Raw genomic sequence first — 18,901 nt, 5'->3', positions numbered from 1 at the left:
ATCAGTCGGCCCGGCGCGGCGACGCCGGGTACACCCCGAGGATCTTCACCTCGGTCGTGAAGAACTCCAGCTCCTCGAGCGCGTTCTTCAGACCGGGGTCCTCGGGGTGGCCGTCGACCTCGGCGAGGAACTGGGTGGCGGAGAAGTGCCCGCCGACCATGTAGCTCTCCAGCTTGGTCATGTTCACGCCGTTGGTCGCGAAGCCGCCGAGCGCCTTGTAGAGCGCGGCCGGCAGGTTGCGCACGTTGAAGATGAACGACGTGACCACCGGGCCGTTGCCCTGGGGTGCCTGGACGTAGTCGCGGGAGAGCACCACGAACCGGGTGGTGTTGTGGTCCTCGTCCTCGACGTCGGTCGCGAGGATGTCGAGTCCGTAGATCTCGGCGGCCAGCGGCGGGGCGATCGCGGCCTGCGTCGGGTCGCCCGCCTCGGCCACCTCCCGGGCAGCGCCCGCGGTGTCACCGGAGATCACCGACTTCAGGCCGTGCTCGCGGATGATCCGGCGGCACTGACCGAGCGCGTGCACGTGGCTGTGCACGGTCTTGATGGAATCCAGGGTCGCGCCCGGGGTCGCCATCAGGTGGAAGCGGATCCGCAGGAAGTGCTCGCCGATGATGTGCAGGCCCGAGGTCGGCAGGAAGTGGTGGATGTCGGAGACGCGGCCGGCGATCGAGTTGTCGATCGGGATCATCGCGAGCTCCGCGTCACCGTTCTCGACGGTCGCGAAGACGTCCTCGAACGAGGCGCAGGGCACCGCCTCCCAGTCCGGGTAGTGCTCCTTGCACACCATGTGGGAGTTGGCGCCGGGTTCGCCCTGGTAGGCGATGCGTCGTGCGGTCACAAGGGCGATGGTCCCACGGAGAGCCGCCGCGAGCCGACGGTGTTTCACGCCTAGGCTCGACCGGGTGAACACCGCGCTCTCGGTTCTCGCGCTCCTGGCCGCGCTCACCGCGCTCGGCCTGCAGCTGGCGCCGCGCTTCCGACAGGCCCCGGAGCAGGTCGTCGACGTCTCCGACCTGCCTCAGGACGCGCTCGGGCTGCGTCACGAGGTCGCCGCACTCCGGGCCGAGGCCGCCACCGCTCTGAAGCACCTGGCGGTGGTCCGCTACGACGCGTTCGAGGACACCGGGGGCCAGCTGTCGTGGTCCCTGGCGATCCTGGACGACCACGGTGACGGCACCGTGCTGACCTCCATCCACGGCCGCACCGAGGCCCGCACCTACGCCAAGTCGATCTCGGCCTGGCGGTGCGAGCAGCCGCTGTCCCCCGAGGAGTCGGACGCGGTCGCCCACGCCCGCGGCTGACTCAGGCAGCCGGCTCCAGCAGGAACACCGGAATCGTCCGGTCCGAGCGCTCGGCGTACTTGGCGTAGTTCGGCCAGGTCAGGTTCATGTGCGCCCAGACGACCTCGCGCTCCTCGCCGGTGCACTCGTGCGCGACCGCCTCCAGGTCGTGGCCGTGGAAGCTCACCCCGACGTTCTTCGAGTCCTCGATCGCCGCGCGCAGGTTGAACACCCAGGCCGGCATCTTGGGTCCGCCGAAGTTGGACCCGGCGATCAGGTAACCGTCGAGGTAGGGGACGCACAGGACCGGAGTCGAGCGGGGTTCACCGGACTTCCGGCCGATGACGGTCAGCATCATGCTGGGCAGCCCGGCGAGGCGGACGAAGGACCAGCGACCGTGGGTGATCCGGGACAGGAACTTGTCCATGGCGGTGATCTGCTTCAGGAAGCGCGGCACCCAGGAGAGGCTGCCGATCCAGATCGCGACCGGCGTCAGCCAGTTCCTGTCCGAGTCGGGGAGCATGCCCCGATCCTAGGGATCAGCGGGGAACGCGGACGAGCAGCCGTCCGTGGTCGCACTCGGCGCGCAGCTCCTTGCCGGGCTCGATCAGGTCGCCGTCCAGCTGCCGGGGCGCCGCCGCGGGAGTCCGTACGACGACCTGCCGACCGCGCATCCGGGTGATGGTGTCGTCGGTGCGGGGGTTCTTGGTGAGCACGCGGGCAGCCAGCGGCAGCCAGGACAGGAAGCGCCTCGGGTAGAGCAGCACGACGTCGAGCTGGCCGTCGTCGATGGCGGCGTCCGGGATCAGCGGCATGCCGGCCTGCAGGTGGCCGACGTTGCCGATCACCACGGTGCGGGCGCGGTGCTTGGTGAACTCGCCGCCGTCGACGGAGACCTCCACGCGGATCGCCGGGAACATCAGCGCCTTCAGGGCCGACCAGACGTAGGCGAGCCAGCCGACCTTCTTCTTGAAGTCCTCGTTGACGCCCTCCATGATCGCGGCGTCGAAGCCCATGCCGGCCATCACCAGGAAGGTCGCGTCCTCCATCTCGTCGCCGGACACCCGGACCATGTCGATCGCCCGGTCCTGGCCGTTGAGCGCGACGTCCACGGCGGCCCGCAGGTAGAGCGGGATGGAGAGGTTGCGGGCCAGCAGGTTTCCGGTACCGGCCGGGACGATGCCGACCGGGACGCCGGTGCCGGCGAGCTCCTCGCAGACCGCGCGGATGGTGCCGTCACCGCCGATCGCGATCACCAGGTCGGCGCCGGAGACGGCGGCCTCGTGCGCCATCGAGTAGCCGGTGTCCTCGACGGTGGTGTCCCACCAGGTCACGCCGGCCCAGCCGGACTCCTCCGCCATCTTGTCGACCATCGCCCGGAACCCGGCCGGGTCGTCGACCTTGATCGGGTTGAGGATTCCGGCCACGCGCCGGTTGCCGCTCGGGATCGCTTCCGGGAACGGCTCCGTGGAGAGTCCGATCGAGCGCGGTCGCGGGTCGAACAGGATCAGTCCGAGCAGCACCACGGTCAGGCCGAGCAGGTAGCCGGCAACGACGTCGGAGAGCGTGAACCGGCCCAGGAAGATCCGGTCCGCGCCCACGAGCAGGGCGACCACGAGCGCGGCCACGGTCACCAGTCGGCGCAGCCCGCGACGACGGATGAGCATCATCGCCAGCACGATCGACACCCCGGCGGCCGCGGCGATCCCGCTGGCGTGGCCGGACGGGAACGAGCGGTCCACCAGCGTGCTCGGCGGGTTGTCCCAGCCGGGCCGGCCCGCTCCGATCAGGTACTTCACCCCGGTGGTGACCAGGGCGGTCGCCGCCATCACCGCAACCGTCGACAGCGCTGGGCGCCGGTAGCTCTTCACCCAGAGCGCGACCGCGGCGACGACGGTGAGCACCGTCAGGGCCCAGATCCCCGTCAGGTGCGCGACCCAGGTCAGGGTCGAGTGCAGCCAGGTGTGGGCATCGGTGAAATTCCGCGGGCCGCGCCCCACGCTGCGGTCGAGGTCGATCAGGCCTCCGAGGCCGTTCCCGACCATCGTGGTCAGCACCACGAAGGCCAGACCGCTCACCAGTGCTCCGAGGCGGAGGGCCAGCTGCTGGCGAGGGCTGTCGATCACGGCGCGATGGTAGTCCTGTGCGGGCGGTCACGATGCGGCAGCGGGTCGAAGGCGGCCAGGGTGAGCAGCGTGATGCTCGCTCCCAGCAGCAGTCCGCCGAGTACGTCGGAGGGGTAGTGCACCCCGAGCAGGATGCGGTCGAAGCCGACCAGCGCCGCCACGACGAGTGCACCGCTGATCACCCGGTAGCGCAGCCGGCGGGTCGGGCTGAACATGATGGCGAGCACGATCGCGATGCCGGCGAGGGCGGCGATCGCTGTCGAGTGCCCGGAGGGGAACGACCAGCCACCGGCGTGCGCGGCGGGGTGCGCCCAGTGCGGGCGAGGCCGCTCGAACACGGCCTTGAGCAGGTAGTAGCCCCAGCGGGACGCCTCGATGACGATCAACGCCCAGACGCCGGCTCGCCAGTGACCGACGAGGGCGAGCAGTCCGGCGATCACGAGCACCAGGCCGACCAGGTAGTCGGGCTGGGTCACGTCGGCGACGAAGTTGGCGAGGTTCAGCACCCAGCGGTGGTCAGCAGTGAACCGCTGCGGACCGGATCCGAGGCCGTGGTCGAGGCTGCGCAGCCAGTGCGGGTCGGCATGGACCACGAGCGCGATCAGGCCGAACAGCACCACACCCGTACCGCCACCCAGCAGCGCACTGGTGCGGCGCCGCTCGACGTCGTCGTTCACACCGCAGATCGTTCCAGACGAACCAGCACACTCTTCGACGCGGGAGTGTTCGACACCTTGGCCACCGCGTCCAGAGGCACCAGCACGTTGGTCTCCGGGAAGTACGCCGCCGCACAGCCGCGCGCGGTCTCGTAGGACACGACCCGGAAGTCCTCGGCCCGGCGCTCGCCGTCGGACCAGACGCTGACCAGGTCGACGTGGTCGCCGTCGGCGAAGCCCAGCTCGGCCAGGTCGTCGGGTCGCACGAACACCACGCGGCGCCCGGCCTTGATGCCGCGGTAGCGGTCGTCGAGCCCGTAGATCGTGGTGTTGAACTGGTCGTGGCTGCGGATCGTCTGCAGCAGCAGGTGGCCCGGCGGGACCTGGAGCGGGTCGAGCGCGTTCACCGTGAACCGCGCCTTGCCCGTCGCGGTGGGGAACTCGCGCCGGTCGCGCGGCGGGTGCGGCAGCGCGAAGCCGTCGCGCTGGTGGACCCGGGCGTTGAAGTCCTCGAAGCCCGGGACGACCCGGGAGATGTGGTCGCGGATCCGGTCGTAGTCGGCGCGCAGTCCGGCCCAGTCCGCCTGCCCGGGGAGCAGCGCCTCGGCGATCCCGGTGATGATCGCGATCTCGGAGCGCACCTGCTCGCCGGCCGGCTCGAGGCGGCCTCGGGAGAGGTGCACCATGCCCATCGAGTCCTCGACGCTGACGACCTGGTCGCCGCCGGCCTGCCGGTCCCGCTCGGTGCGGCCCAGGCACGGCAGGATCAGCGCCTCCTGACCGCACAGCGCGTGCGACTTGTTCAGCTTGGTGCTCACCTGGACGGTCAGGTCGAGGCCGGCCATCGCTTCGGCGGTGGCCGCGGTGTCCGGAGTGGCCGAGACGAAGTTGCCTCCCAGCCCCCCGAACGCACGCACCTGCCCGGCCCGCATGGCCCGGATGGTGTCGACGGCGTCGAGACCGTGCTCGCGCCGAGGTTCGAAGTCGAACTCGGTCCCGAGCGCGTCCAGGAACGAGTCCGGCGCTTTCTCCCAGATCCCCATCGTCCGGTCGCCCTGGACGTTCGAGTGCCCGCGCACCGGGCACAGGCCCGCGCCCTTCTTGCCGATGTTGCCGCGCAGCAGCATCAGGTTGGTGATCTCCTGGATCGTCGCGACCGCGTCCCGGTGCTGGGTCAGCCCCATCGCCCAGCAGACGATCACGCGGTCCGAGCGCCGGTAGCGCTCGGCGAGCGACTCGATCTCGGTCCGGGTCAGCCCTGTCGCCGCGATCACCTGGTCCCAGTCCAGGGCGCCGAGGTGCTCGACGTACTCGGCGTACTCGGAGGTGTGCTTGGCGACGAAGTCCTCGTCGACCGCCCCGGCCTCGATCGTCAGCTGCGCCAGCGCGGCGAACAGCGCCTGGTCGCCGGACAGCCGGATCTGCAGGAACTCGTCGGTCAGCTCGGTGCCCTTGACCAGGCTCAGCGGTGACTGCGGGTTGTGGAACCGCCGCAGACCGGCCTCGTCCAGCGGGTTGATCGTGACGATGTGCGCGCCGTTGCGCTTCGCCTTCTCCAGGGCGGTAAGCATCCGCGGGTGGTTGGTGCCCGGGTTCTGGCCGACCACCATGATCAGGTCGGCGGCGTACAGGTCCTCGAGGTGCACGCTGCCCTTGCCGATGCCGATCGAGTGGGCGAGCGCCGCGCCGCTGGACTCGTGGCACATGTTCGAGCAGTCCGGCAGGTTGTTGGTGCCGAAACGTCGCACCATCAGCTGGTAGAGGAACGCGGCCTCGTTCGAGGCGCGGCCCGAGGTGTAGAACGACGCGGCGTCGGGGCTCGGCAGCGCACGGAGCCGCTCGGCGATGATCGTGAACGCGTCGTCCCAGGAGATCGGGACGTAGTGGGTGCCTCCGCGCGGCCGGTGCATCGGCTCGACGAGCCGGCCCTGCTGCCCCAGCCAGTAGTCGGACTTCCCGGCCAGCTCAGTGATCGGGTGCTCGGCGAAGAACGCGGGCGTGACCCGGCGCAAGGTCGCCTCCTCCGCGACGGCCTTCGCGCCGTTCTCGCAGAACTCGGCGGTGCTGCGGTGGTGCGGGTCGGGCCAGGCGCAGCCGGGGCAGTCGAAGCCGTCCTTCTGATTGAGCCGGACCAGGGTCAGCGCCGTCCGCCGGATCCCCATCTGCTCGTTCGAGATGAGCAAGGCCTTGGTCACTGCCGTCAGGCCGGCGGCGTCGTGCTTGCGGCCCTTGACCTCGAGCCCGGTGTCGTCGGGGTCCTGCCGCGGTGCGCGTCTGCTCACCTCGACATTCTTACCCGTTCGACGCTGCCGATATCGTTAGCGGGTGATCGATCCTCGTCTGCTGCGTGAGAACCCCGACCTGATCCGTGCCGCCCAGGCGAAGCGTGGTCTGTCCGGGGACGTGGTGGACGCTGCACTGGCCGCGGACGAGGCCCGGCGCGAGGCGATCGTCGCGTTCGAGGCACTGCGCGCCGAGCAGAAGCAGCTCTCCAAGCAGATCCCGCAGGCGCAGGGCGACGAGAAGACCGCCCTGCTCGAGAAGACCAAGCAGCTCTCGGCCGACGTCAAGGCGGCCGAGGCCAAGCAGGGCGATGCCGAGCAGGCCTGGCGGGACGCGATGCTGGCGATCCCGAACCCGGCGGCCGAGGAGGCCCCGGCCGGTGGCGAGGACGACTTCGTGATCCTCGAGCACGTCGGTACCCCCCGCGACTTCGCGGCCGAGGGCTTCGAGCCCCGTGACCACATCGAGCTCGGACGGATGCTCGGCGCCATCGACCTCGACCGCGGCGCCAAGGTGTCCGGCTCGCGCTTCTACTTCCTCACCGGTGTCGGCGCCGAGCTCGAGTTCGCGCTGATCAACCTGGCGATGGAGCAGGCCCGCGAGGCCGGCTTCACCCAGGTCATCGCGCCGTCGTTGGTGAAGCCCGAGGCGATGGCCGGGACCGGGTTCCTGGGCCAGGCGGCCGACGACGTCTACCGGATCGAGGGCCAGGACATGTACCTGGTCGGCACCTCGGAGGTGCCGATGGCGGCGTACCACTCCGACGAGATCCTGGACGGCGCCTCGCTGCCGCTCCGGTACGCCGCGTTCAGCCCGTGCTTCCGCAAGGAGGCCGGCTCGCACGGCAAGGACACCAAGGGCATCATCCGGGTGCACTGGTTCGACAAGGTGGAGATGTTCGTCTACTCCACCACCGAGGACTCGTACGCCGAGCACCAGCGGCTGCTCCAGTGGGAGAAGGACTTCCTCGACAAGCTCGAGCTGGCCTACCGGGTGATCGACGTGGCGGCCGGCGACCTGGGCCTCTCGGCCCAGCGCAAGTTCGACTGCGAGGCCTGGATCCCGACGCAGGGCAAGTACCGCGAGCTCACCTCGACCTCGAACTGCACCGAGTTCCAGACCCGGCGCCTCGACACCCGCGGCCGTTTCGAGGACGGCATCAAGCCCATCTCGACGCTCAACGGCACGCTCTGCGCGATGACGCGGACGATCGTGGCGATCCTGGAGACCCATCAGCAGGCCGACGGTTCGGTGAAGGTGCCGAAGGCGCTGCAGAAGTGGCTCGGCCGCGAGGTCCTGACGCCGATCGGTGGTTGAGGTTGCGTCGTCCTGAGCCTGTCGAAGGGTCGAAACCTGGTGAGCCCGGCTGGGTCCCGAGCCTGGTCGCCCTCGACATCGACGGGACGCTGCTGATCCCCGACCTCGAGCGGGGCATGGCCGCGGAGGTCATGACCCAGCCGGTGCTGGACGCGGTGCTCGACACCGCCCGGGCCGGTGCGCGGGTGGTGCTGGCCTCGGGCCGGGCGCCCCTGAGCATGGCCGGGATCGCCGATCGGATCGGCCTGACCGACCTGGTCCGCGAGCTCACCGGTGAGCCGCTGCACATCGTCGCCTCCAACGGCTCGGTCGTGGTCCGGCACGCGCCGCTGGAGATGGTGCACGAGATCACCTTCGACGCCTCCGAGGCGGTGCGCACCGTCCTGGAGCACGTGCCCGGCGCCGCGGTCGCGGTCGAGGAGCACGGGGTCGGCTACCGGGTGAACCGGCTGTTCCCGCCCGGTGAGCTCGACGGCGAGATGATCATCTGCGACATCGAGGAGATGATCGCCGGTCCGGTGAGCCGGGTGATCATCCGTGACCCGGACTCCACCTCCGAGGACTTCGTCCACCTGGCCAAGCAGCTCGGCCTGCACGGCACCAACTACTTCATCGGCTGGACCGCCTGGCTGGACCTGGCTCCCGAGGGCGTCAGCAAGGCCAGCGGGCTGGAGTGGGTCTGCGCCGAGCTCGACGTGGAGGCCACCGACGTGCTCGCCATCGGCGACGGCCGCAACGACATCGAGATGCTGACCTGGGCCGGTCGCGGCGTCGCGATGGGGCAGGGTCCCCAGGTCGTGCGCGACGCCGCCGACCACGTCACCGGCCCGGTGACCGAGGACGGCGCCGCCACCGAGCTGCGGCGGTGGTTCGGCTGACCGCGAGCATCCCCGACGAGGTCAGCACCGCGCGACTGCGGATGCCGGTGATCACGCCCGACGAAGCACGGGCGATCCTCGGCGGTCACCGGGAGCCCTCCTGGCACCCGGACTACCCGCGCAAGGACGACCTGGACGCGCTCACGATGGTCCGCGAGGAGTCCTGCTGGGCGCCGCGCCACATCGTCCGGGCGTTCGACGGGCTCGTCGTCGGGTCGATCGGGTTCTTCGGCCCGCCGCAGGATGCAGACGACGCGGTCCCCGAGGTCGAGGTCGGGTACGGCCTGGTGCCCGACGCCCGCGGGCACGGCGCCGCCACCGAGGCGCTCCAGGGGCTGCTGGGCCACGTCGACGCCGCCGGGATCCGGGTCCGGGCCTCCGTCGAGCCGAGCAACACCGCCAGCGTGCGGGTGCTGGCGAAGTGCGGCTTCACCGGCCTGCTGGGGAGCGACGAGGACGGCAACCTGGTGATGGTCCGCCCGCTGCCGGCTTGAGCCTGCGTAAGAACGGCGTCCCCCGCGCGTGCGGTAGGCGTGCCCCTCTCCCTCCCCTCGTTCGCCCGTGTCCTGAAGCGTTCGACCCTCGCCGCCGCTGCGCTGGCCGGCACTGCCGCTGCGCTCGTCGCCTCATCGGTCGCCGCACCGTTCGTGCTGGCGGCGGCTCCGGATTCCTCCGCGCAGCACGCGTACGTCGTCAAGATCACCAACAAGGGCGCCTACCCGGACTCCGACGCGACGATCCTCGGGACGATCGACGCGGCCCTGCAGCGCTGGGTGGTGGAGAGCAACGGGGCGCTGACCAGCTTCACCCGGGTCGGCACGGGATTCACCGAGCTGAAGACTGCGACCGACTGCCAGAGCCAGAGCTCGTTGTGGGACGAGGCCGAGAAGCTGTTCCCGGACGTCGACTTCGGCGGCAGCTCGGGCAACCACCTGATCGTCATGGGCCCGTCCGCCTGCACCGGCGGGCACGGAACCATCGGTAGCGACGGGATGACCTCGGGCGGCGAGGTCACGTTCTCCTACGACCCGGCGAAGTCACCGCAGACGCTCCTGCACGAGCTCGGCCACAACTTCGGGCTCATGCACGCGCACTCGCTGATGTGCGACCCGACCTGCACGGACGTCGAGTACGGCGACCGCTACGCGATCATGGGGGTCACGACCTCCAGCACGCCTGCCTACGTGCCGGCTTCTCTCGACTCCTACGAGCGCCAGCTCCTCGGGATCGATGACAGCTGCGAGATCCATGACGCCAGCCTCCCGACCGAGGTTCCGAGTGCGAGCCGTACCTACACCCTCAGCCCACGAGGCACCGACTCCGGGGAGCGCGGCCTCCGGATCACGGACCCGATCACCGGAGCCGTGTACTACCTCGATTTCCGTGACGGCGCCGGCCGGGACTCCGGCGCCTACTACGTGGGGACCTCGACGAGCTCGTCCGCGGGTTGGTTCCGGGACGGCGTGACGGTCGAGCAGGTCGTGCACGATTCCGACGGCAGAGCTGTCTCCCAGCTGCTGTCGTTCCCGGACGCGAAGAACGTGCCGATCTACGCGCGGGTCGCGGGCGAGTCCTTCGACCAGGGCGGCGTGCATGTTGCCGTCAACCAGGTCGGGGCGCCGGGCGATCCGAGTGCGGTCGCGAGCGTCACGGTGACGCTGAGCCGCGCGCCCGGCGTCACGGCCGCGGCCGACCAGCTGGCCGACGCGTGCGAGAACGAGGCGGTCGCGCCGCCGCCCGCCCCGACCCTCTCTCCGACCGACGCGGCTCCGACCGTCAGCCCCACCCAGACGCCGACCGGCGAACCCACGCCGACCCTGAACCCGACCCCGACGACGGCGCCGACGCCGGAACCCACCGCGAGCCTGCCGACACCGGACCTCCCGACCTCGGTCCCCACCCCGCTGCCGACAACGGTTCCGACCGCCGTACCGACTGCTCTGCCGACGGACCTGCTGACGTTGGTCCCCACGGGCCTTCCCTCCGCGGTGCCGACCGCCCTTCCGACCGCCCTTCCGAGCGCTCTCCCCACGGCGTTGCCGACGGCACTACCGCCGGACCTGCCGACAACGCTGCCGACCGACGCTGCGACCGGTCCTTCGGCCACCAGTGCGCCGACCGGCCCACCGACCGCTCCTGGTCCGTCCGCAACCACTCCGCCGGCGCCGTCCCCGTCCGTCACGCTCGCTCCACCGCCGACGACCGGTCCTCCGACGACGGCACCCCCGACGACGGGTGGTCCCACCCACGAGCCCCCGGACGACACCTCGCACCACCAGCCGCGTCCGCCGCGGCACGGGTTGCTGCCGAGCACCGGCAGCCCGCGGCTGCTGCTCGCCGAGATCGCGGCAGCAGCGTTCGCACTGACCTTCGGCCTGGTGCTGGTACTCGCCGGCCGGCGTCCTACGGCCAGGCCCGCGGGTCGCGTCCGATGAAGCCCATCAGGCGCGCCTGGGCGTCGCCGCCCGGCACGTCCACCTTCGGCCCGTACTGACCGGACTCGCGCAGCATCTGGTCGAGCGGTTCCATCCCGGCGAGCATGTCGGCACAGCGGGCTTCGTCGAGGGCGATCGGTTGTCCGGTCGCCTTGGCCAGGTCCCAGGTGTGCAGGAAGACGTCGGAGGTGTAGAACCGCGAGACCGCCTGGTCGACCGGGACCTCGCCGATGTGCGGGTTGGTCAGCACGAGCTCAGCAGTCGCCGGGTCGTCGAGCAGTGCCTGGACAGCGGCGACGTGGTGCTCCCACGCCGCGACCGGGTCGTCCTTGGCCGACGGGCCGGCAGGGAGGCGTACGTCGGATCCTGAGCTGAGCAGCCCGGGCAGCCACTCGACGAGGTGGTCGACGACATCGCGTGCCCGCCACTCCGCGACCGGTGCCGGATCGTCCCAGCGACCCGGATCGGCGCTGCGGACCAGAGCGGTGAAGGCGGCGGCGGTGTCGCGGTGCTCGGCTGCGGGTGTGGGTTCCATGCCGGGAACCATACTCAACCAATTGGTTGAATACAAGGCCCGTTAGCCTCGCCCTGTGAGCCCGCCCCGTCTGATCGCGACCGATCTGGACGGGACACTGGTGCACTCCGACGGGTCCATCACCCCGCGCACCCAGGCGGCACTGCTGGCAGCCGAAGCAGCCGGCGTCGAGGTCGTCTTCGTGACCGGCCGACCGCTGCGGTGGGCGAAGGACGTCTTCGACCACGTCGGTGGCCACGGGCACGCGATCGTCTCCAACGGCGCCCTGATCTGGGACGTCGCGACGTCCTCGCCCTACCTGGTCCGGGCGTTCGAGTCGGCGATCGCGGTCGAGGTCGCCGACCGGATCCGAGACGCGGTCCCCGGCACCCACTACGCCGTCGAGACCCTGGACGGGATCGCGCTGGAGACCGGGTTCCTGGAGCGCTACCCGGTTCCGGAGGGCAGCCTGCGCGGCTCCTTCGAGGAGATCGCCGGGCGCCCGGTGCTCAAGATCCTGGCCCGTCACGAGGAGCTGGACCCGCAGTCCTTCTGGGACGCTGCGCTGGCCGTGGCCGCCGACCTCGCCGAGATCACCTGGTCGTCAGCGACGACCCTGCTGGAGATCAGCGCCCACCAGGTCACCAAGGCCTCGACGCTGGCCGTCTTCGCTGCCGAGCGCGGCATCGGGCCGGACGAGGTGGTCGCGTTCGGCGACATGCCCAACGACCTGCCGATGCTGGAGTGGGCCGGTACGTCGTACGCGATGGCCAACGCGCACCCGAGCGTGCGCGCGATCGCGACCCACGTCGCCGGAACCAACGACGACGACGGTGTGGCCGAGGTCATCGAGCAGCTGCTCGACTCCTGACCAGCCCCGGGGCAGGCTTGAACCCATGCTGCGGACCGCGAGGCTCCTGTTCGTCCTGGCGGTGACCGCCGGGATGCTGGTGCTGACCCCGCAGACGTCGTGGGCGTGCAGCTGCGTCTCGATGACGACCGCCGAGCTGGTGAAGAACGCCGGCACCGTGGTCGACGCGAAGGTGGACTGGGTGGCCACCAACGGCATCACCACGACCTACAGCGTGAAGGTCTCCCAGGTCTACAAGGGCAAGGCCGCGGAGAAGGAGAAGCTGACCGGGGCAGCGCAGGAGTCCGCCTGCGGACTCGGGTCCCTGGTCACCGACAAGCGCTACCTGATCTACATCCACGGCAAGCACCCCGGCGCGATGGGCGTCTCGACGTGCAGTGGCGGAGCCGTCCCGTACGACGCGGCGCTGGCCTCCCGGATCGAGAAGATCACCGGTGAGCCGCCGACCGGTCCCTACGCCACTCCGGGGAGCCGACCCGGGGCGGTCGACGAGGACCCCATCGCCGGAACCGCCTGGTACACGGTCGTCATCACCGGCCTGATCGTGGCTGGTGCCCTCGGGTTCCTGATCTGGATCCGTCGGCCGACGAGGTCCTAGAGGTACATCCCTCCCGAGCTGCTCTCGGCAGCCGTCTCGGTCGGGTCCGGCTGCATGCCCGGCACGGCACCCGGCGGGAGCGCGCGGCGCATCTGCTCGAGCTGGGCGCGGGCTGCCATCTGCTGGGCGTAGATCGCGGTCTGGATGCCGTGGAACAGGCCCTCGAGCCAGCCGACCAGCTGGGCTTGGGCGATACGCAGCTCGGACTCCGACGGCGTCTGGTCGGAGAACGGGTCGATCAACCGGTCGAGCTCTTCCCCGAGCTCGGGGGCCAGGCCCTCCTTGAGCTCGGCGATCGAGGTCTTCAGGACACTGGCGAGACGGTTGCGCCCGGCCTCGTCGACCGGTGCCGCCTTCACCTCCTCGAGAAGCATCCGGATCATGCTGCCGATCCGCATCACCTTGGCCGGCTCCTCGACCAGGTCGGTGACCTGCTCGATGTCCTCCTCGGACCCGTCCTCGGGCGCGACGAGACCGGTCGGCTGACCCTGCGGATCGATGATCACCACGCGGGGGTCCTGGTCTTCGGGCTGCTGGCTCGACATGGCCGAAAGCCTAGCCAATCGGCCCATGCCGCCGGTCCGGGCCGACTGCTTGGATTCCGCGCATGACATCCAAGGTGCGGAACCTCTCGGCGATCGCTCTGCTGGTCGCCTCCCTGGCGCTGACCGGCTGCGGCGGCAAGACCGTGACGACCTCCGACGGCTCGAAGGTGCACGTCGACGGCAACGGTGACGGCGCGACGATCAAGACCGACGACGGCGAGATCACCGTCGGCAAGGGCCTTCCTGACGGTTTCCCGAAGGACGACGTCCCGGTCGTCGACGGCACGATCATCGGGGGCTCGAAGGGCACCGACACCGGCCCGTACGCGTGGTCGGTCGTGGTCCAGAGCGACGGCGACGCGAGCGACGTGTTCGGCGACGCCAAGTCCAAGCTCGAGGGCGCCGGGTTCACCGCCGGCCAGAACATGGACATGGGCGAGGTGCACACCGGGCAGTTCACGAGCGCGAAGTACGAGGTCAGCGTGAACGCCGCCAAGACCGGCAGCACCGTGACGGTGACGTACCTGGTGAGGGTTCCCCCCGCCTCGTGAGCGGGAGTGCGAGACTCCGGGCATGAACGCCGTCACCTCGCGGTTCCTGGTCATCCTCAGCGCGGCCCTGGTCCTCACCGGCTGCGGCGGTGGCACCCCGGTCGGCACGGCGCCGCGCTGCGTGGACCACTACGAGCCGGTCGCGGCGGCGGCGAACCGGCAGGCACTGACGCGTCTGCTCCGGCACGCCATCGACCCCAAGGTGGCCGCGATCAAGGTGGTGCCGCACCAGCCGGCGGACGGCAAGGAGACGGTCACCCTGCTCGACAAGCAGAAGCAGGTCGTCCAGTCGCTGGACATGTGGCGCAAGGACGACGGCACCTGGGTCGCGCAGCGGTTCGTGCCCTGCGTCAACGGCAGCCCTTCGACGCCGTCGTCGCCGTCGACACCCGCGACCCCCTAGGTCCGCAGCAGGATCTTCCCGGTGTGGTCACCCGACTCCATCAGGGCGTGCGCCTTGCCGGCCTCCTCGAGCGGGAACTCGGCGTCGACCATCGTCCGGATCCGGCCGTCCGACACCAGCGGCCACACGTGCTCCTCGACGGCCCGGCAGATCGCCGACTTCTCAGCGGTCGGCCGAGCCCGCAGCGACGTGGCGATCACCGCGCCGCGCTTGCGCAGGAGCGCGTTGATGTCGAGCTCGCCACGGGTGCCGCCCTGCATGCCGATGATGACCAGCCGTCCCTCGGTGGCCAGGGCGGAGACGTTGCTCTCCAGGTACTTCGCGCCCATGTTGTCGAGGATGACGTCGGCACCGCCGGCCTCGGAGACGACCGTCACGAAGTCCTCGTCGCGGTAGCTGATCGCCCGGTCGGCGCCGAGGTCGAGGCAGAGCTGCTGCTTCTCCGGTGTCCCGGCCGTGGTGAAGACCCGGGCACCGAGCGCCTTCGCGGTCTGGATGGCGAAGGTGCCGATGCCGCCGGCACCTCCGTGCACGAGGAAGGTCTCGCCCGGCTGCAGGTGGGCCAGCATGAAGACGTTCGACCAGACGGTGCAGGCGACCTCGGGCAGCGAGGCCGCGACCTCGAGCGGGACGCCGTCGGGCACCCGCATCAACTGTCCGGCCGGCACCAGCACCTGCTCGGCGTAGCCACCGCCGGCCAGCAGGGCGCACGCCTCGTCGCCCACCGACCAGCCCTCGACACCCTCGCCGACGGCGCGGACGCGGCCGGAGCACTCCAGGCCGATCACGTCGCTCGTCCCCGGCGGTGGTGGGTAGAACCCCATCCGCTGCAGGGTGTCGGCGCGGTTCACCGCGGTGGCGACGACGTCGAGGACGACCTCGCCAGGACCCGGGGTCAGGTCGGGAAGCTCGGCGACGACCAGGGCGTCCGGACCGCCCGGCTCGGGCACGACAACAGCTCGCATGCCTCCAGATTAGGGGGCAGCGATCAGGCGTCGGCCGATGCCAGCTCCTCCTCGACCTCGGGGTCGTCGTCCTCGTGCTCGAGCACCTCGGCCGGCTTGTCCCAGCGGAGGGCGAGGTCCTGCGCCGCCGAGGCCAGTCGCTCGATCTCGTCGGGATCTCCGTCGGACTTCGCCGCGGCGTACCCGAGCAGGAAGGTGGTGATCGGTGCAGCCGGACGTGCCACGTTGTGCGCGGCGTCGCGGGCCACGTCGAGGATCAGTGCTTCGTCGAGGTCGATCTCCACGTCGAGGGCGTCGCAGAGCTCATCAATCCAGTCGTGCAGATTCACGAACCCACCTTCACCCCCGTCGCCGGACGGGCGCAAGAGGCATAGGCGATCAGTCGCCGAAGGTTTCCCTCAGCGCAAGCAAGTCGTCCCAGGTGTCCACGTCGCGGGTCTCCGGGCCGAAGGCCGCGACCTCGACGAGCTCCAGACCTCGGACCAGGTCCCGCATCGACAACCCGTGCTCGTCCTCGTAGGAAGGCCGCACCCGGTCGAGGGCGTCGGGCCGGTACGCCGCGCACAGGAACTGGACCTTCCCGTCCTGGTCGACGAGCACGGCGCCGTCGCCCGAGGATGCCTCGGTCAGCCGACGCACCGTCGAGCTGGTGACGAGCGGCATGTCCACGGCGAGCACGACCAGCAGATCGGGACGACGCGCGAACGCCCGCAGTCCGGCCAGCAGACCGGCGGCCGGACCGCCACCCCGCGGGTCCTCGCGCGTGAAGGTGACCGGTCGCGTGGTGGGCACCGGGTCGCCGACGACCACGACCTCGTCGATGTCGAGCATCGCGCCGAGGGCGTGCTCGAGGAGCGTCAGCCCCCCGAGCTCGATCGACGCCTTGTCGGCCCCGCCCAACCGGACGGAGCTGCCCCCGGTGAGGACCACGGCACCGGTCCTGTGCGTCTCCACGTCGCGCAGTCTGCCACCGTCGATGCCTCTACGCTGGATGCATGGGCGCACAGGTGCGGGTGACGGTGTGGCAGCACGCCTCCGACCTCGACCCTGCGGTGAACCAGGACGCGCTCGCGGGTCTCGAGCTGCCCGCCGGAACCGATCTCCTGGTCCTGCCCGAGGCCTTCGCCCGGGACTTCGGCGAACCGGGCTCGCCACTCGCGCCGATCGCCGAGCCCCTGGACGGCCCCTTCGTCTCGGCGGCGCGGGCGAAGACCGAGGCGACCGGTGCAGCGGTGGTGGCCGGCATGTTCGAGCAGTCCTCCGACCCGGAACGGCCGTTCAACACCCTGGTGCTGAACCAGCCCGGGTCGTTGACGACGTACCGCAAGATCCACCTGTACGACGCCTTCGGGCAGCGCGAGTCGGACATCGTCAGCGCCGGTGCGACCGAGCCCGTCGTCGCCGAGGTCGCCGGGCTCCAGGTGGGCCTGATGACCTGTTACGACCTGCGCTTCCCGGAGCTGGGCCGCGCCCTGTCCGCAGCCGGCGCCGAGGTGCTGGTGCTGCCCGCGGCCTGGGTGGCCGGTCCCGGCAAGGTCGCGCAGTGGCAGACCCTGATCCGCGCCCGGGCGATCGAGAACGTCGCGTGGCTCGTCGCCGCGGCCCAGCCGGGTCCGCGCTACTGCGGGCACTCCGCGGTGATCGCTCCGACCGGGGACGTCGTCGCCGAGGCGGGCGAGGGCGAGGAGCTGCTCACCGCCGAGATCGACCTGGACGTCGTACGGGCCGCTCGCGAGCGCAACCCGGCGCTGAGCCTTCGACGGATGTGACCCGTTGATAGTCTCCGATGTCGATTTCGTGAGTTCTGCAGGTGAAGGTGAGCCAGGTGTCTGTTCCTGAGGGCACGCCCGAGGGAAGCTCGGAGCAGCCGCAGCGACCCCCGGCCCGGCCTCCGGGTTGGCGCAAGGCGACCCCTGAGAACCCCGCTTCGCCGCGTCACTCGGGCGCGCCGACGCACGCCCGACCCGCTGCCCGGCCCGCGTCGCGTCCGCCGTCGCCGTCCGGCTACTCCGGAATCCCGGCCAGCGAGCGTCCCGCGGCCCGGCCGGCGGCCCGCCGGCGCGCCGACGACATCAGGCCGTACCTGCCCCCGATGCCGGACTCGCCCGACGACCCTCGTCGTCCGCACCCGGTCACCCCGGTCGAGGGCCGGGCCGAGGTCGCACCCCCGGTTCCCGAGCACGCCGTCACTCCCACGGCGCCTGCTCCCACGGCGCCTGCTCCCGCGGTGCCGGCGCCCGTTCCCGCACCCCCGACCCCTGCCGCTCCGGTCGTGCGGACCGAGCCGCGGAAGACGCCGACCCTGGCCGAGACGAAGGCTGCGGCTCGCACCGCCGCGACACCGGCGCGCAAGCGGGCCGAGGCCCGGGCGCAGACCGCCCGTCCGCACGCACGTACCGCTGCGCCCGCGACTGCCTCCGCGTCCCGGCCCGCACTGCCGAAGGCGTCGACGGGGGTCGACCGGTTCACCGCAGGTGACGGCGAGGGCTGGCTGGTCCTGCTGCTCCTCGGGGCGTTCGGCATCGTGCTCGTCCGGATCGCGCCGGATCTCCCCGAGCTCGTCCGCCAGGTCTCCGCGGTCGTCGTCTCCGGCGCCCTGGCCTGGGGCCTCGCCATCCGCACCGGGGGTCGCCCGTTCTGGGCTGCGGGTCTCGGCGCCGCGCTCGCGATCGGTGCGGTCGCCAGCGACTGGCACCCGCTGGTCGCCGGAGCCGCCGTCGGCACCGGCGTCATGGGCGCCACCCTGGCGGTGATGGCGACGACACCCGCCGCCACCTACCTGCTCGCGCTGCGCGAGGCCGTCGTCGCGTCCCTGATCGCCGCTGTCGGCGCCATCGGAGCCGTCGGCTACGGCGTCGACAAGGATGCCGACATCGCGGCCGATCGCTTCGGGTACGCCGTGCTCGTGCTGTCCCTGATCGGCACCTTCGCCCTCGTCTACCGGCTCGGCGCCGGCCTGCACGGCCTCGGCCGCCGCGGGTACGTCGTCGCGGGCGGTGCGGTGGTGATGCTGGTCTTCGCGCTGGCCTACAGCGCGGCGATCGCGCACTGGGGCTCGCGCGACTTCGTCGGCATGATGGACGACGTCCGCGACTCCACCCGCGACCACCTGGGGGCGGTCCCGCACCCGATCGTGGCGCTGCTCGGCTACCCGGCACTGATCTGGGGCGTGTTCATGCGCGCCCGCCGACGCCAGGGCTGGTGGGTCTGCGCGTTCGGTGTCGCGGCCACGGCACCGATCTCGACCCGGCTGGTTTCCTCCGACCTGGGCGCGCGCAGCGTCGCTCTCGGCGGTCTCTACAGCCTCGTCGTCGGCGCGGTCGTCGGGTACCTCGTCATCCGGGTCGAGCAGTCGCTGACCGGCAGCCACGGGCGACGGGCCCGGCGCGACGAGGAGGCCGAGGCGCACCGTCCCGAACCCCGTCGTACGCGCGCGCTGCACTGAGCCCAACGCGCGAGTAACCGTCGCGGGGCGG

Annotated in this window: 21 protein-coding genes; 11 read left to right on the top strand and 10 right to left on the bottom strand. The window is 71.1% G+C overall.

Annotated elements, in window-relative coordinates; genetic code table 11:
* Window position 1: 1 nt before the first annotated feature.
* On the bottom strand, window positions 2–841 hold the full coding sequence (locus EFL95_RS03520; RefSeq protein ID WP_123232616.1) for a prephenate dehydratase: 840 nt from the start codon (window positions 839–841) through the stop codon (window positions 2–4).
* A 64-nt stretch (window positions 842–905) separates the two neighbouring features.
* On the opposite strand from EFL95_RS03520, the gene EFL95_RS03515 reads away from it, so the two are divergent.
* Entirely contained in the window at window positions 906–1,304 is a 399-nt protein-coding gene (locus tag EFL95_RS03515; RefSeq protein ID WP_246004781.1) for a DUF4446 family protein, read from the top strand.
* A 1-nt stretch (window position 1,305) separates the two neighbouring features.
* Here EFL95_RS03515 and EFL95_RS03510 read toward each other — a convergent pair whose 3' ends face one another.
* Genes EFL95_RS03510 through EFL95_RS03495 form a run of 4 tightly spaced genes read right to left on the bottom strand, consistent with a single transcriptional unit; the run spans window position 1,306 to window position 6,347 of the window.
* Window positions 1,306–1,806 (bottom strand): nitroreductase family deazaflavin-dependent oxidoreductase, encoded by a 501-nt coding sequence (locus EFL95_RS03510; protein WP_123232614.1) that lies wholly within the window; start codon window positions 1,804–1,806, stop codon window positions 1,306–1,308.
* Between the two features lie 16 nt (window positions 1,807–1,822).
* Entirely contained in the window at window positions 1,823–3,409 is a 1,587-nt protein-coding gene (locus tag EFL95_RS03505; protein WP_246004780.1) for a bifunctional phosphatase PAP2/diacylglycerol kinase family protein, read from the bottom strand.
* Window positions 3,406–4,086 carry a phosphatase PAP2 family protein gene (locus EFL95_RS03500; protein ID WP_183407000.1) on the bottom strand — a complete coding sequence of 227 codons (681 nt, stop codon included), beginning with the start codon at window positions 4,084–4,086 and terminating at the stop codon, window positions 3,406–3,408. The genes EFL95_RS03505 and EFL95_RS03500 overlap by 4 nt, the downstream gene beginning before the upstream one ends.
* On the bottom strand, window positions 4,083–6,347 hold the full coding sequence (locus tag EFL95_RS03495) for an FdhF/YdeP family oxidoreductase (RefSeq protein WP_123232613.1): 2,265 nt from the start codon (window positions 6,345–6,347) through the stop codon (window positions 4,083–4,085). Before EFL95_RS03495 ends, EFL95_RS03500 begins: the two co-directional genes overlap by 4 nt.
* 43 nt (window positions 6,348–6,390) lie before the next feature.
* On the opposite strand from EFL95_RS03495, the gene serS reads away from it, so the two are divergent.
* From serS to EFL95_RS03475, 4 genes are read left to right on the top strand one after another with little or no spacing between them, the layout of a single operon-like run.
* Window positions 6,391–7,665 (top strand): serine--tRNA ligase, encoded by a 1,275-nt coding sequence (serS, locus tag EFL95_RS03490; RefSeq protein ID WP_123232612.1) that lies wholly within the window; start codon window positions 6,391–6,393, stop codon window positions 7,663–7,665.
* A 2-nt stretch (window positions 7,666–7,667) separates the two neighbouring features.
* On the top strand, window positions 7,668–8,543 hold the full coding sequence (locus tag EFL95_RS03485) for an HAD family hydrolase (RefSeq protein ID WP_123232611.1): 876 nt from the start codon (window positions 7,668–7,670) through the stop codon (window positions 8,541–8,543).
* Window positions 8,531–9,037, top strand: coding sequence for a GNAT family N-acetyltransferase (locus tag EFL95_RS03480; protein WP_246004779.1), 507 nt, complete (start codon window positions 8,531–8,533; stop codon window positions 9,035–9,037). Before EFL95_RS03485 ends, EFL95_RS03480 begins: the two co-directional genes overlap by 13 nt.
* Window positions 9,038–9,076: 39 nt before the next feature.
* A complete protein-coding gene (locus EFL95_RS03475; RefSeq protein ID WP_123232610.1) occupies window positions 9,077–10,978 on the top strand; it encodes a reprolysin-like metallopeptidase in 1,902 nt (633 codons plus the stop codon).
* On the opposite strand, the gene EFL95_RS03470 is transcribed toward EFL95_RS03475, so the two are convergent.
* Window positions 10,947–11,513: a TIGR03086 family metal-binding protein gene (locus tag EFL95_RS03470; protein WP_123232609.1), complete on the bottom strand. Its 567-nt coding sequence runs from the start codon at window positions 11,511–11,513 to the stop codon at window positions 10,947–10,949. The genes EFL95_RS03475 and EFL95_RS03470 overlap by 32 nt on opposite strands.
* Window positions 11,514–11,568: 55 nt before the next feature.
* On the opposite strand from EFL95_RS03470, the gene EFL95_RS03465 reads away from it, so the two are divergent.
* The gene (locus EFL95_RS03465) at window positions 11,569–12,363 is read left to right on the top strand and encodes a Cof-type HAD-IIB family hydrolase (RefSeq protein ID WP_123232608.1); all 795 of its coding nucleotides are present in this window, start codon (window positions 11,569–11,571) and stop codon (window positions 12,361–12,363) included.
* 25 nt (window positions 12,364–12,388) lie between these two features.
* Window positions 12,389–12,961 carry a hypothetical protein gene (locus tag EFL95_RS03460; RefSeq protein ID WP_123232607.1) on the top strand — a complete coding sequence of 191 codons (573 nt, stop codon included), beginning with the start codon at window positions 12,389–12,391 and terminating at the stop codon, window positions 12,959–12,961.
* Here the strand turns inward: EFL95_RS03460 and EFL95_RS03455 are convergent.
* Window positions 12,958–13,506 (bottom strand): bacterial proteasome activator family protein, encoded by a 549-nt coding sequence (locus tag EFL95_RS03455; protein ID WP_123232606.1) that lies wholly within the window; start codon window positions 13,504–13,506, stop codon window positions 12,958–12,960. The two genes, EFL95_RS03460 and EFL95_RS03455, sit on opposite strands and share 4 nt — an antisense overlap.
* Window positions 13,507–13,568: 62 nt before the next feature.
* Between EFL95_RS03455 and EFL95_RS03450 the strand changes: the two genes are divergently transcribed.
* Entirely contained in the window at window positions 13,569–14,057 is a 489-nt protein-coding gene (locus EFL95_RS03450; protein WP_148044955.1) for a YgdI/YgdR family lipoprotein, read from the top strand.
* A gap of 22 nt (window positions 14,058–14,079) precedes the next feature.
* Window positions 14,080–14,460 carry a hypothetical protein gene (locus EFL95_RS03445; RefSeq protein ID WP_123232604.1) on the top strand — a complete coding sequence of 127 codons (381 nt, stop codon included), beginning with the start codon at window positions 14,080–14,082 and terminating at the stop codon, window positions 14,458–14,460.
* Here the strand turns inward: EFL95_RS03445 and EFL95_RS03440 are convergent.
* From EFL95_RS03440 to mobA, 3 genes are read right to left on the bottom strand one after another with little or no spacing between them, the layout of a single operon-like run.
* A complete protein-coding gene (locus tag EFL95_RS03440) occupies window positions 14,457–15,425 on the bottom strand; it encodes an NAD(P)H-quinone oxidoreductase (protein ID WP_123232603.1) in 969 nt (322 codons plus the stop codon). The genes EFL95_RS03445 and EFL95_RS03440 overlap by 4 nt on opposite strands.
* Before the next feature lie 23 nt (window positions 15,426–15,448).
* The gene (locus EFL95_RS03435) at window positions 15,449–15,754 is read right to left on the bottom strand and encodes a DUF6457 domain-containing protein (protein WP_123232602.1); all 306 of its coding nucleotides are present in this window, start codon (window positions 15,752–15,754) and stop codon (window positions 15,449–15,451) included.
* 49 nt (window positions 15,755–15,803) lie between these two features.
* Complete coding sequence (mobA, locus tag EFL95_RS03430; protein WP_123232601.1) at window positions 15,804–16,379, bottom strand: molybdenum cofactor guanylyltransferase; 576 nt, start codon at window positions 16,377–16,379, stop codon at window positions 15,804–15,806.
* 41 nt (window positions 16,380–16,420) lie between these two features.
* Between mobA and EFL95_RS03425 the strand changes: the two genes are divergently transcribed.
* Both EFL95_RS03425 and EFL95_RS19810 read left to right on the top strand, forming a co-directional pair.
* Complete coding sequence (locus EFL95_RS03425) at window positions 16,421–17,194, top strand: carbon-nitrogen hydrolase family protein (protein WP_123232600.1); 774 nt, start codon at window positions 16,421–16,423, stop codon at window positions 17,192–17,194.
* Between the two features lie 56 nt (window positions 17,195–17,250).
* Entirely contained in the window at window positions 17,251–18,870 is a 1,620-nt protein-coding gene (locus tag EFL95_RS19810) for a hypothetical protein (RefSeq protein WP_246004778.1), read from the top strand.
* The last annotated feature ends 31 nt before the right edge of the window (window positions 18,871–18,901 follow it).

The sequence above is a fragment of the Nocardioides marmorisolisilvae genome, assembly GCF_003725775.1.
Lineage (GTDB): Bacteria > Actinomycetota > Actinomycetes > Propionibacteriales > Nocardioidaceae > Marmoricola > Marmoricola marmorisolisilvae.
Note: the sequence above shows the minus strand (reverse complement) of the source record. Positions and strands in the feature narration are given on the sequence as shown.

What these genes read in the sequence shown, in the direction of transcription:
- EFL95_RS03510 (WP_123232614.1), bottom strand. Translation starts at nt 1,806, where the DNA reads ATGCTCCCCGACTCGGACAGGAACTGGCTGACGCCGGTCGCGATCTGG.
- EFL95_RS03470 (WP_123232609.1), bottom strand. Translation starts at nt 11,513, where the DNA reads ATGGAACCCACACCCGCAGCCGAGCACCGCGACACCGCCGCCGCCTTC.
- EFL95_RS03460 (WP_123232607.1), top strand. Translation starts at nt 12,389, where the DNA reads ATGCTGCGGACCGCGAGGCTCCTGTTCGTCCTGGCGGTGACCGCCGGG.
- EFL95_RS03455 (WP_123232606.1), bottom strand. Translation starts at nt 13,506, where the DNA reads ATGTCGAGCCAGCAGCCCGAAGACCAGGACCCCCGCGTGGTGATCATC.
- EFL95_RS03450 (WP_148044955.1), top strand. Translation starts at nt 13,569, where the DNA reads ATGACATCCAAGGTGCGGAACCTCTCGGCGATCGCTCTGCTGGTCGCC.
- EFL95_RS03445 (WP_123232604.1), top strand. Translation starts at nt 14,080, where the DNA reads ATGAACGCCGTCACCTCGCGGTTCCTGGTCATCCTCAGCGCGGCCCTG.
- EFL95_RS03440 (WP_123232603.1), bottom strand. Translation starts at nt 15,425, where the DNA reads ATGCGAGCTGTTGTCGTGCCCGAGCCGGGCGGTCCGGACGCCCTGGTC.
- EFL95_RS03425 (WP_123232600.1), top strand. Translation starts at nt 16,421, where the DNA reads ATGGGCGCACAGGTGCGGGTGACGGTGTGGCAGCACGCCTCCGACCTC.